Source organism: Streptomyces sp. NPDC058872, assembly GCF_042743065.1.
Classification (GTDB): Bacteria; Actinomycetota; Actinomycetes; order Streptomycetales; family Streptomycetaceae; genus Streptomyces.
In genome coordinates this window covers 66,586-78,409 of sequence record NZ_JBHYMK010000001.1, presented here as the reverse complement: position 1 = coordinate 78,409, position 11,824 = coordinate 66,586, and the positions used below count along the sequence as shown (strand labels likewise).

The 11,824-nt window shown below is 68.5% G+C and carries 9 protein-coding genes and 2 pseudogenes; 10 read left to right on the top strand and 1 reads right to left on the bottom strand.

The annotated features are described in order from the left end of the window. Window positions 1–94 precede the first annotated feature (94 nt). The 4 genes and pseudogenes from ACFW22_RS00365 to ACFW22_RS00350 form a co-directional block, all read left to right on the top strand. Window positions 95–424, top strand: a pseudogene (locus ACFW22_RS00365) (DUF2252 family protein); the annotation flags it as partial. 30 nt (window positions 425–454) lie between these two features. Beyond that, complete coding sequence (locus ACFW22_RS00360; protein WP_386396604.1) at window positions 455–2,062, top strand: recombinase family protein; 1,608 nt, start codon at window positions 455–457, stop codon at window positions 2,060–2,062. A gap of 775 nt (window positions 2,063–2,837) precedes the next feature. Further along, window positions 2,838–3,128: an HNH endonuclease gene (locus ACFW22_RS00355; protein WP_386396601.1), complete on the top strand. Its 291-nt coding sequence runs from the start codon at window positions 2,838–2,840 to the stop codon at window positions 3,126–3,128. A gap of 246 nt (window positions 3,129–3,374) precedes the next feature. Beyond that, window positions 3,375–3,953, top strand: coding sequence for a recombinase family protein (locus ACFW22_RS00350; RefSeq protein WP_386396598.1), 579 nt, complete (start codon window positions 3,375–3,377; stop codon window positions 3,951–3,953). Window positions 3,954–4,256: 303 nt separating this feature from the next. Here the strand turns inward: ACFW22_RS00350 and ACFW22_RS00345 are convergent, their stop codons facing one another. Next, window positions 4,257–5,231: a helix-turn-helix domain-containing protein gene (locus ACFW22_RS00345; RefSeq protein WP_386396596.1), complete on the bottom strand. Its 975-nt coding sequence runs from the start codon at window positions 5,229–5,231 to the stop codon at window positions 4,257–4,259. Between the two features lie 96 nt (window positions 5,232–5,327). Between ACFW22_RS00345 and ACFW22_RS00340 the strand changes: the two genes are divergently transcribed. The 6 genes and pseudogenes from ACFW22_RS00340 (at window position 5,328) to ACFW22_RS00315 (ending at window position 11,695) form a co-directional block, all read left to right on the top strand. Continuing rightward, window positions 5,328–5,522 (top strand): hypothetical protein, encoded by a 195-nt coding sequence (locus tag ACFW22_RS00340; RefSeq protein WP_386397075.1) that lies wholly within the window; start codon window positions 5,328–5,330, stop codon window positions 5,520–5,522. A gap of 284 nt (window positions 5,523–5,806) precedes the next feature. After that, window positions 5,807–6,820: pseudogene (locus ACFW22_RS00335) on the top strand (DUF2252 family protein); the annotation flags it as partial. Window positions 6,821–6,890: 70 nt separating this feature from the next. After that, entirely contained in the window at window positions 6,891–7,577 is a 687-nt protein-coding gene (locus tag ACFW22_RS00330; RefSeq protein WP_386396593.1) for a hypothetical protein, read from the top strand. Between the two features lie 46 nt (window positions 7,578–7,623). After that, window positions 7,624–8,439, top strand: coding sequence for a thioredoxin domain-containing protein (locus tag ACFW22_RS00325; protein ID WP_386396591.1), 816 nt, complete (start codon window positions 7,624–7,626; stop codon window positions 8,437–8,439). Window positions 8,440–8,753: 314 nt separating this feature from the next. Next, window positions 8,754–10,403 (top strand): alkaline phosphatase D family protein, encoded by a 1,650-nt coding sequence (locus tag ACFW22_RS00320; protein ID WP_386396589.1) that lies wholly within the window; start codon window positions 8,754–8,756, stop codon window positions 10,401–10,403. A gap of 326 nt (window positions 10,404–10,729) precedes the next feature. Then, window positions 10,730–11,695, top strand: coding sequence for a zinc metalloprotease (locus ACFW22_RS00315; protein WP_386396586.1), 966 nt, complete (start codon window positions 10,730–10,732; stop codon window positions 11,693–11,695). Window positions 11,696–11,824: the final 129 nt, after the last annotated feature.

Genomic DNA, 11,824 nt, shown 5'->3' with positions numbered 1-11,824 from the left:
ATCGCGGGCACTCGGGGGTACCGTCGCGCCCGGGGAGACCGGGAACACACGTCCCGTTCCCCACGAATCCGTCGTCCGCACAGGAGGCCCCTCGATGTCGGTCCCGCAGGCCACAGCGGCCGAGCGCGGCGAGCGCGTCCTCGCCGTCTTCGACACCGCCTTCGGCGAGCTCCTCGCCGCCGACCCCGCGGCCTTCCGCGTCAAGTTCCGGAAGATGGCGGGCTCCGCCTTCGCCTTCTACCGGGGCACCGCGTGCCTGTTCTACGCGGACCTGGCGCGGGAGGCGCACGGCGGCCCGTACCTGGACGAGCAGACCGGCCGGGTCTGGATCCACGGCGACCTCCACGCCGAGAACTTCGGCACCTACATGGACGCCAACGGCCGGCTGGTCTTCAACGTGAACGACTTCGACGAGCCAAAGGTATCGTGCGGCTCTTCCCGGTAGAGTCCCCGTGTGACCACACTCCCAGGCACGATCCGGCTGTACGTCCGGCTGAGCCGAACCACCGATGACAGCACGTCAGTTGAGCGTCAGGAAGCTGACGGAAGAGCCCTAGCGGCACAGCGCTGGGCGGGCGTTCCCGTAGTCGTCTACGTGGACGACGGAGTGAGCGGAGCCCTTGAGCCGACGAAGCGCCCGGGGCTTTCCCGCCTGCTCGAAGAGTGGCAACGGAATGACGTTGTGATCGTTTGGAAGATCGACCGCCTTGCCCGAAGCCTCTTCGGATTCATGGATATGGTGCGCGCCTCCGAGAACGCCGGAACAGTACTCGTCTCCATTCATGACGCCTTCGACCTGAGCACACCAGCCGGACGGTTGCAGGCGTCCATTCTCGCCACTGTTGCCGAGTGGGAGCGCGAGAACATCCGGACCCGTGTGCGCAATGCGCGCCGATATCTTCACAAGGTCGGACGCTGGACAGGGGGACGCGTCCCCTACGGATTGAAGCCCGCCCCACATCCTGACGGAGCCGGAAAGATTCTCATCCGGGACGACGTGGCGGCAAAGGTTATCCGGGAAATCGTGGACCGGATCAATGAAGGCGACGCAATGACAGCCATTGCCGCTGACCTACAGTCCCGGGGAATCGCCTCCCCTCGGGTCCATAACAGCGGCAAGAAGGAACCGAAAGCGGCAGCATGGTCAAGCCGGGCAATTCGCGTCATCGTGGATTCCCCCACCATCATCGGTCACCAGATTGACCCCCTGACGAAGCGGCTCGTGCGCGAAGAGGGCATTCCCGTTGAGGTCTGGGAACCGATCGTCACCGAAGAGGAGCAGGCATCGGCCATTCTCGCTCTCGCGCCCCCAACTCCCCGCAAGCCCACAGCCGGTAGACACTGGCTCTACGGCGTTGCTCGCTGCGGAGTCTGCAAGGGGAACTTGAAGCGGACCAACGGCGGAAAGAATCAGCCTGACACGGTAATCCTTCGCTGCCGTGGGACGTTGCAGAATCCGCATCCGAACGTGAGCGTGCGCGCCGAAGAGCTGAGCAAACACGTAGTCGATGATGTTCGGATTCGCGTCGGAAGCATGAATGCGACTCAGCGCGTCTACCGTCAGGGAAATCGGACCGGTGCCGACCTTGGCCGGATGCGTGCGTTCCTCACCGAGCTTGAAGAAGACCGAAAGGCGGGCATGTACGCAACGCCCGAAGCGCTTGAGCGTTTCAGGCGACAGTACGCAGACACGGCAACACGAATTGCGGAACTCGAAGCAGTGCCGGAAACCGAATCCGGTTGGGTGACCGTCGATACCGGGGAAAAGCTCCGCGACCTGTGGCACCGCTGGACGGAAACCGAACGGGGAGAATGGCTACGGGAGACGGAGGCAACGGTGACCGTGTGGAACCCCGAAGTGCGCCGTGCGCGGGTCCCTCTCGGGGAACGCTGCGATATCAACCTAGGCGAACTATTCGAGGATGCTGCCGCCGAATTCGCCGCCATTGTCAGCGGTGAAGACGAAGAACGCTTCCGTAGGCCCACTGTGCTGACTCCTGAACAACATGACGAGATCCGGCAGGATCTCTTGGACGACATCGCACAGCAAGAGGGCCTGTAAGCCTGCCTGAGCGTCGTACGCGGCCCGTCACTGGGGGAAACCTGGTGGCGGGCCGTTTGGTGTTCCTGGCAGCGTGTGCGGCCTGCGGGAACGGTGTCAGCGGGTCTGGTTAGGGTCGGGGCGGTGTCGGACTTCGGTAACGGTTTCGTCGGGGGAGTGGTGAAAAAACGTTCACGGGGTGGGTCTCGCTTTCCCCTGCTTTGCTTCTTTGGCCCCTGTCCGGCGCCCCGGCCCAACCCTTGTGGTTACTGGCTTGCAGTGCCCCCGCAGCAAGCCTTCATGATCAACAAAAATGGAAGAGGTGGGGTGTCGCTTGACGGCCATAGACGAGTCGCGTGCCACGTGTTCGGAGTGCCTTGGTCCGCGTCCACGTTCCGACCGGAGGACGTGTGGTGCGCCGTTGTGTGTCGAGTCGGCCCGGTTGCAGGTCGCTGCCCGCAGGGCGCGTGAGGCGGTACGGGCTGCCGCTGGGGCTCCGCGCTGCCATCGATGTGATGAGCCGCACGGGCGGGAGTCATGGGCGCTGTACTGCCTGCGGTGCGCCGAAGAGGTGGACGAGTCGCGCCGGGCGGAGCGCCGTAAGCAGGTGGAGGAGCGACGGGAAGAGGCTGCCCAGAAGCCGTGCCAGGGGCCGAAGTGCTCGAACCCCGTGGGAGTGTCCGGGGGCCGTGGGCGCTCGTACTGCTCCGAGACGTGCGCCCGTGCCGCCGAGTACGTCCGTAAGCGTGCCCGCACGAAGCCTGGGCCGGTGCCGTGCCGTCGCTGCGGCAAGCCCGTGGTGCTCAAGTTCCGGGAGGGGGTGTGCCGGGCCTGCCAGAAGGTGCAGCGCACTGTGGCGCGCCGGGTGACGGTTCAACGCAAGGTGCGGGAGGCGCACGGGGATGCGGGGTGTTCCCACTGTTCGGCACCCCTGCCCGAGGGGGGTGTGATTGATCACCTGATCCCGATATCGCGGGGCGGGCTCTCGACGGTCGCGAACATGCGTGTGGTCTGCGTGCTGTGCAACGCGTCGAAGAAGGATCAACTGTTGGACGAGTGGTCGCCACCGCATCTGACGCCGAGCTGACCCCAGGCGGGTACCCCCGGGGCCACCCCTCCTAGAGCGTGTGGGAGGGAAAACTCTTGCGTGGCAACTGGAGCCTTTTTTGCGGAGAGTTGCTGAGCGTGACGGTCGGCAGGGCGTCTATCAAACGATGGTTATTGAGACGGTCGCGCGGGCCACTCCGGGGGCCCGAAATCGTGTAGCAAAACCCGTCTCAGAACCTACTCAAACCCCTTGATGTTCTGAGACGAGTTGTGAGACAGTCTCGTCATGAACACGAACACGGGGCACATGATCGGGTATGCACGGGTCAGCACGGACGACCAGGAAGCGCAGCTTCAGCTTGACGCGCTGACTGAGGCAGGGTGCGCCCGGATTTTCACGGACAAGGCGAGCGGCAAGAACACGGACCGTCCGGAGCTTGCCGCCGCTCTCGACTACGCGCGCCCTGGTGACACGGTGTGCGTGTGGAAGCTGGACCGGTTCGCCCGTTCGCTGATCGACCTTGTGTCCATGGTGGACGCGCTTGCGGCCCGGGGGATCGGCTTCAAGGTGCTCACGGGGGCGCTGGCGAGCATTGACCCGAACACGCCGGATGGTCGGCTGATGCTTCAGGTGGTCGGCGCTATGGCGGAGTTTGAGCGGGACTTGATCAAGGATCGTACGCGGGCGGGTCTCGCTGCGGCCAGGGCGCAGGGGCGTACGGGTGGGCGACCGGCTGTGATGGACGCTGACAAGCTTGCTGCGGCCAGGGCGCGCCGGGCCAAGGGTGAGAGCGTTACGGCCGTTGCCAAGGCTCTGGGGGTGTCCCGTGCGACGCTGTACCGGGCGTTGAGTGAAGCCGAGTAGCCCGATCCGACCGGAGAGACCGTCTACCCCAGGTGGTGGGCGGTCTTTCTCGTGTCCGGGCATGGGGGGCACGACCAAAGTTCAGGCGACAACCCCTCTGGCGATCCCGGCTCAAGCATGAGACGCGCACGCTGGGTGTGATCCCGTTTTTCCGGTGGCGTTTGCCACCTGACCAGCGGCAACGCGCTGGACGCCCCCAGAGAATGACCCCGTGGAGGGGTGGGGAGCGCCCCCGGAACGCCCCGATCGGGGATCGTAACGTGGTGGCAGTCGTGCCCGTGTACGGGTTTGGCAGCCGTCAGTTCAGCGCCCTGCCAACGCCCTTTTCAGCGCGTCGCGATGCTCCCAGGTCCATGGGGCATCCCGCAGCTCATCGGGCAGTCCTGCGAGCCCTGCCGTGATGTGGTCGGCAGCGTCCGCGTAGCGGGCGAGCCCCAGGTTCGCGAGACCCATGTTCAAGCGGTTGAACTCGGGCGTGAGCCAGTAAGCCGTGTCCGGGGGTGGCAGCGCTGCGGCAGCGTCCGACAATCTCTCTGCGTTCTCGACCAAGCGTAGAGCGTCGTCTCGCTCACCCAGCTCCGCCAAGCCGGCTGCCGCTTGGAGCATGTCGCCAAGCCGCTGGGCGGGGTGGGCACCCAGTGTGAATGCGGCGGCTGCGTACCAGCGGGCGACACCTTCGGGCCTACCTTGCTGGCGGGCTAGGTAGCCCTTGAAGTTGAGGGCTTGAGCGGCAAGCGTGCCGTTCTTGATCTCGTCGGCCAACTCCACGGCATCATTGAGAAGCCGGACAGCTTTGGCGTCCTGCCGATCCTGGGCGAGCATCCACCCGCCGAACTGGACGAACTCTGACGCCACCTCCGCCAGCCGGTCACGATGGGGCCCCCGGGCACCCTTGAGCATTCGGGTAACTGCCTTCATCTGGGCAAGAGTTGCCGGGATGAGCGACGCGGGTTGCGCCGTGTCGTCAAGTCGTCGGTAGGCGGAGAGGACACCGGCCAGCGCATCCACAGTCCCGGCGTCTAGCCGCGAGGGGTTCTCGGCACTGCGGGACACCCGGGAATCGTCGTCAGGGTCCAGCAACGTATCCGCCAGCGCCCCGCCGGTCCCCAGAAGACCATCTAGGGCCTTGGCCAGGGTGAGTGACGGGCGCTGCTTCCTGTTGAGCACACGGGACAGAAAGGCGGGATCGTAGTTGGTGGCACGCGCGGCGGCCTTCATTGAATAGCCGCCCTCGTGAAGGAGACGGCAGGCAAGAGCAGCGAAGTCGTCGTCACGCATCGCGCCTCATCACGCTGGGGTTGACCGGTGGATTTCCAGAGTAGTCAACCCCGGTCAACTCCCGCGTGAGGTATCGGCGGACCAATCATGAACGCCATGACCGAACCCGCGCGATACATCACGAAACCGGTTGAATTGCCCTTACGGCTGACCCCGGAGCCGGCCCCGGTAGAGGGGTGCGCGGAGTGCGCCGAGTTGGTCAATGTGCGTTCTCGCGCCCGTGCCGGGGGTGACATGACCACGGTGTCCGACTGCAATGTCTTTCTGCGGCGGCATCCCGAGGGGCACTGATGGTCACCGCAGAGGACATCGGGCGACGCGTGGAAGACGGCGTGGGACGGGTCGGCATCCTGCGTGACGTGATCCCGGACTATGAGGACCCCGCCGAGTCTCCGGGGGAGCGTCAGAGGCGCCCTACGGCGTTCCTGCGGCCCGAGAGTGGGGGTCGTGAGTGGTTGGTCCCGCCGGACAGAGTGAAGCGCGTGTAGCGCCCCTACGCGGCCCCGTCCGGCGACGGCGAGCAACAAGCCGGGCGGGGCTCTCTACACTTGAACTGCAAACGTGCACACGAGATGTTTGACGAGGCCTACGTCGGCCCCTTCACCTGGGACCTGAAGCGGTTGGCGGCCTCGCTGGCCCTGATCGGCTACGCCAAGGCGCTCAGCGACGAACAGATCACCGGACTCGTCCGGACCTGCGCCGGCGCGTACCGGGAGCGGATCCGCGCCCTCGCGACGGGCGCCAAGGGCGACGAGGTCCCCGCCTTCACCCTGGAGACCGCCGACGGGGCCCTGCTCGGCGCGCTGCGCTCGGCCCGGGCCCGGACCCGCTTCGAGCTGCTCGACTCGATGACCGGGATCCGCGACTTCGACCGCCGCTTCTCGGGGGGCGCCGGCACGATCGAACTGGACGCGGCCACCCGGTACAAGGTGCTGGAGGCCTTCGACGGCTATCTGGAGACGCTGCCGGAGTCCAGCCTCGCCCGCCCCGACACGTACCGCGTCAAGGACGTCGTCGGGCGGCGCGGGATCGGCATCGGCTCGGCCGGCCTCCCCTCGTACAACGTCCTGCTGGAGGGAAACAGCGACGCGCTGGAGAACGACGTCGTGATCTACCTGAAGCAGGGGCAGACCCCCGCGGTCTCGCGGCACGTCACGGACGCCGCGGTGCGGGAGTACTTCCGACACGAGGGACACCGCACGGTGATCTCGCAGCGCGCCCTCCAGGCGCACGCCGACCCGTGGCTGGGCTGGACGGAGCTGGACGGGACGGGCCAGCTGGTCGCGGAGGTGTCGCCGTACGCGGTGGACCTCGACTGGTCGGACATCGACGACCCCCAGGAGATCGCGGCGACCGTGGCCGACCTGGGCCGGGCGACCGCCACGATGCACGCGGCGGCGGACGACTCCAGCGGGCACTCCCTGGTGCCGTTCTCGACGGAGCGGGCCATCGACGCGGCGATCGCCGCCGACGAGGAGGGCTTCTCCGAGCTCCTGGTCGACTTCGCACACGCTTACGGGGCGCGGGCCAGGGCCGACCACCAGATCTTCGTGGACCTCTTCCGCAACGGCCGGATCCCGGGGCTCTAGCCGCCGGCGGGGCCGTCCACAGGCTGCCCTTAGGGACGTCTTACGGGCCGACATGGCACACTCCACGACGATGGACATGGCAGGAACGCAGCTGAGGGCGCTGCGGGCGGCGTTCTTCACGGCACTGGTCGTGACGCTGTCCGTGGCGTCCCACGTGCTGCTCTCCCGCGCGCCGCTGCCGCTGGGAACGGTGGTCCCGGTCGCGGCCGGGGTCTTCGCCGTGGCGTACGCGCTGGCCGGTCGCGAGCGCGGGCTCGGCCCGATCGCCGGTCTCCTGGTCCCGCTGGAGCTGGCGGCCGACACCCTCTTCACCAGCGGCCAGACGGTCTGCTACGGCCCTGCCGGCGGCCCGGTCACCGGTTCGCTGCGTTCGGTGGGCGTGGAGGTGTTCTGCGGCGGCGCCGTGGGCACTCCGCTGGCCGGCACGGTCGTTCCGGACGGCGGGAGCGGCACGGGGCTGCTCAGCTCCTCGGACCCGGCACTGCCGTGGGTGCTGCTCCTGGCCCACGTGGGCGTGGGGCTCTCGGCGGCGCTCTGGCTGCGCGGCGGGGAGCGGGCCCTCGCCCGGCTGCTCCGCGCGGTCGCTGCATCCGCCTTCCGGCCGCTGATGGTGGTGACGGCCTTCTTCCGGGCCGGCGGTCCGGCACCGCGGCGGGTCGGCCGGGCCACCGGCCGCGTCGGGTCGTTCCGCACGCGCTTCCCCGTGCACTCGGTCGGACTGCGGGGGCCACCGCGTCCGGGCCCCGCTCCCGTCTGAGCGGATCCCGACCCCTGTCTTCCCACCCCTCACGGAGATCACCCTCATGAGTGCACGCAACAGCCAGGCCAACAAGGCTGCCGCCCGCGAGCGGCTGCGCGCGGAGCGCGAGCGCCAGGCGAAGAAGGACCGGATGCGCCGACAGCTGGTCGTCGGCGTCTCGGCCGTGGCCGTCCTGGCCGTCGCCGGCGGAATCGGCTACGCGGTCGTCCAGGCCAACAAGCCCTCCCAGTGGGAGGCCGCGGCCGATGCGAAGACCGTGACCGCGCCGAAGAACACCACCGGCACCAACGGCACCACCGTCGTCATCGGCAAGGACTCCGCGAAGAAGACCCTGGAGCTGTACGAGGACTCGCGCTGCCCGGTCTGCGCGACCTTCGAGCAGAACGTGGGCGCGACCGTCGAGAAGGACGTCGAGGCCGGCAAGTACAAGATCAAGTACGTGGGTGCCACCTTCATCGATAACGGCATCCCGGGCGAGGGCTCGAAGAACGCCCTCTCGGCCCTCGGCGCCGCGCTGGACGTGAGCCCGGAGGCCTTCCTGACGTACAAGTCCGCCCTCTACTCGGCGCAGTTCCACCCGGAGGAGAAGGACGACAAGTTCGCCAAGGACGCGTACCTCCTGGAGGTGGCGGACTCCGTCCCGGCGCTCAAGGGCAACGCCGCCTTCAAGAAGGACGTCGAGGAGGGCACGTTCGACGCCTGGGCGATGAAGATGTCCCAGGCCTTCGACGAGAGCGGCGTGCAGGGCACCCCGACCCTGAAGATGGACGGCAAGCCGGTCACGGCCGAGGGCACGGACAGCCCGCCGATGACGGTGGCCCAGTTCAACACGGCGATCGACGCGGCCCTCAAGGCCTGACCTCCGGCCCGTGCCCCCGGCCCGAACCGGGGGCACCACCGGGTTCGGCCCGCAGCGGAAGTGGCCGGTTCCCGACGGTGCCCCTGGTTCGGCCCGCAGCGGGAATGGCCGGTTCCCGGCGGTGCCCGACCTGGCGCTCCGACCTCGCCGCCGGACCGGGAGCCGTCGTTCGGGAAACCGTCTTCCGAGGTCGGAGGGGCGGGAGGCACGGTTCGGGTCTCCCGCCGGGGCCGAAGCGTCTCCGGGACGACGACTGGGCAAACTTCCGGTTTTCGCCTGCCCCGGGGAAGTACTGGTCAGTAATCTGACTGCCCGTGACCAGTCGCCTCATATCTTTCGCACCCACCCGCCGCGCCGTCGTCAAGGCCGCGGCCGGCACCGCCGTCGCCGCCCCCGCCCTGCTCGGCGCGGCCTCCCCCGCCCTCGCGGACGACCTCGCGCCCGCCTTCCTCCACGGCGTCGCCTCCGGTGACCCGCTGCCCGACGGCGTCCTGCTCTGGACGCGCGTCACCCCCACTCCCGACGCCGTGCCCGGGTCCGGTCTCGGCCCGGACGTCCAGGTCGGTTGGGAGCTGGCCGAGGACCGCTCGTTCACCCGGGTCGTCGCCTCCGGCACCGCCACGGCGAGCGCCTCCTGCGACCACACCGTGAAGGCCGACGTCCGGGGCCTTCGACCGGCCACCGCCTACTGGTTCCGGTTCACCGCGGGCACGGCCGTCTCCCCCACCGCCCGCACCCGCACCGCGCCGGCCGCCGACGCCGCCGCCCCCGGGGTCCGGTTCGGCGTGGTCTCCTGCGCGAACTGGGAGGCCGGCCACTTCTCCGCGTACCGCCACCTCGCCGCCCGCAGCGACCTGGACGCGGTCCTCCACCTCGGGGACTACCTCTACGAGTACGCCAGCGGCGCCTACCCGGAGGCCGCGTACGTCGTCCGGCAGCACGAGCCGCGCCACGAGATCGTGTCGCTCGCCGACTACCGCACCCGGCACGGGACGTACAAGACGGACGTCGACCTGCAGGCCCTGCACGCGGCGCACCCGGTGGTCGCGATCTGGGACGACCACGAGTTCGCCAACGACGCCTGGGCGGGCGGGGCCGAGAACCACACCCCCGACACCGAGGGCGACTGGGCGGCCCGGGTGGCCGCCGCGAAGCAGGCGTACTTCGAGTGGATGCCGGTGCGCACCTCCACGGAGGGCACCGTGTTCCGCCGGCTGCGCTTCGGCCGACTGGCCGACCTGCACCTGCTCGACCTCCGTTCCTTCCGGTCCGCGCCGGCGAAGGCGGGCAGCGGCTCGGTCGACGACCCGGAGCGCAGCATCACCGGTCGTGCCCAACTGGACTGGCTCAAGGCGGGTCTCGCCGGCTCGGACGCGACCTGGCAGCTGGTCGGCACTTCGGTGATGATCTCGCCGGTCGCCTTCGGTTCCCTGCCGGCGTACCTCATGGAGCCGCTGGTGGAGCTGATGGGCCTGCCGAAGGAGGGACTCGCGGTCAACGTCGACCAGTGGGACGGCTACACCGACGACCGCAAGGAGCTGCTCGCGCACCTCACCGCACGGGCGATCCGGAACACCGTCTTCCTGACCGGTGACATCCACATGGCGTGGGCCAACGACGTACCGGTGAAGGCCGCGACGTATCCGCTGTCCGCCTCGGCGGCAACGGAGTTCGTGGTCACCTCGGTCACCTCGGACAACCTGGACGACCTGCTCCACGTGGCGCCCGGAACGCTCTCGGTCCTGGCTTCGGGAGCCGTGAAGGCGGCCAACCGCCATGTGAAGTGGGTGGACATGGACCACCACGGGTACGGCGTGCTCGACGTGACGGCCGCCCGCTCGCAGATGGACTACTACAAGGTCTCCGACAGGGCCGATCCGGCCGCGACCGCGTCCTGGGTGCGCTCGTACCGCACGCTCAGCGGAACGCAGCGTGTCGAGCGGGTGTACCAGCCGGTGCACTGAACGGCACCCTAGGGTCGATTTTCGGCCATGATCCCTCCTGTTAACAGGAGGTCACATCACTACGGCGGGTGGTGGGTTCCGGCGATCGAATCCGGACACACCACCCGCCTCCGCCACTTCGTTCGTTACGTCCACGTCTCAAACTCCGGAAGCGGCGCAAGTTTTTCTTCTCGATGCCCCGATTTGCCCGACGAATGATTGGGCTTGATCAATGCTCAACGACCCCTGACATGGACGCGTAATCTCCGGGCGGTGGCGAGGAAGTCCCTCTCCCTAACCCCCCGCAAGGAGTCACCGTGCGTGCTCTTGTCCGCATATCACCGCGTATGACACGTCGTCTGATGGGCACCGCCGTCATGGCCGGAACCCTGGCCATTGCTCCTCTCTCCGCCCCCGTGGCCGCCCCGGCCGGCGCCACCCTGGCCTCCGCCGAGGAGTGCACGGACGGTACGGCCACCCTCTCCAGCGCCCGCAAGGTGCGCGGAGCCGCGGACCACGCCGCCGAGCCGAACGAGGTCTCCGCCGCCAAGGCCAAGGCCATGGACGACGACCTGAAGAAGAAGCTTTCGACCGCCCGTGCCAACGGCCGGCTCAGCGCCAGCGCCGAGGCCGCCGCCGTCGTGAACATCCCGGTCTACTTCCACGTCATCCACGACGGTTCGACGGGCAAGCTCACCTCCACGGACATCAGCAAGCAGATGGCCGTCCTCAACGCCGCCTACAGCGGTCAGGGCAGCGGCAACGTGGACTCGGGCTTCCAGTTCTCGCTGGCCGGAACCGACTACACGGACAACGCGAGCTGGTACAACCTGTCCTCCGGCTCCACGGCCGAGAAGCAGATGAAGCAGACCCTCCGCAAGGGCGACGCCGGCACGCTGAACGTCTACACGGCCAACCTCGGCGGCGGCCTGCTCGGCTGGGCCACCTTCCCGTCGTCCTACAAGTCCAGCCCCTCCATGGACGGCGTCGTCCTCCTCGACGCCTCCCTGCCCGGCGGCTCCGCCACCAACTACGACGAGGGCGACACCGCCACCCACGAGGTGGGCCACTGGATGGGCCTGTACCACACCTTCCAGGGCGGCTGTAACGGCAACGGCGACTACGTCGCCGACACCCCGGCCGAGAAGAGCCCCGCGTACGAGTGCCCGACCGGTCGCGACTCCTGCCGCAACAAGTCCGGCGTGGACCCGATCCACAACTTCATGGACTACACGTACGACTCCTGCATGTACCAGTTCACCTCGGGCCAGGTGGCCCGCATGAACGACTCCTGGGTCGCGTACCGCGCCTGACGGAACGTCCGCGGACGGGGGGTGGCCCCGGGGGCTGCATCGCCCGGGGCCCCCCCCGCGCCGCCCCCCCGGGGGGGGGGGGGGCTGCCGAACCCCGGGGCGGGAGCGCACCCCCCCCCCCCCCGCGCC

What these genes read in the sequence shown, in the direction of transcription:
- ACFW22_RS00350 (WP_386396598.1), top strand. Translation starts at nt 3,375, where the DNA reads ATGAACACGAACACGGGGCACATGATCGGGTATGCACGGGTCAGCACG.
- ACFW22_RS00345 (WP_386396596.1), bottom strand. Translation starts at nt 5,231, where the DNA reads ATGCGTGACGACGACTTCGCTGCTCTTGCCTGCCGTCTCCTTCACGAG.
- ACFW22_RS00340 (WP_386397075.1), top strand. Translation starts at nt 5,328, where the DNA reads ATGACCGAACCCGCGCGATACATCACGAAACCGGTTGAATTGCCCTTA.
- ACFW22_RS00330 (WP_386396593.1), top strand. Translation starts at nt 6,891, where the DNA reads ATGGACATGGCAGGAACGCAGCTGAGGGCGCTGCGGGCGGCGTTCTTC.
- ACFW22_RS00325 (WP_386396591.1), top strand. Translation starts at nt 7,624, where the DNA reads ATGAGTGCACGCAACAGCCAGGCCAACAAGGCTGCCGCCCGCGAGCGG.
- ACFW22_RS00315 (WP_386396586.1), top strand. Translation starts at nt 10,730, where the DNA reads ATGACACGTCGTCTGATGGGCACCGCCGTCATGGCCGGAACCCTGGCC.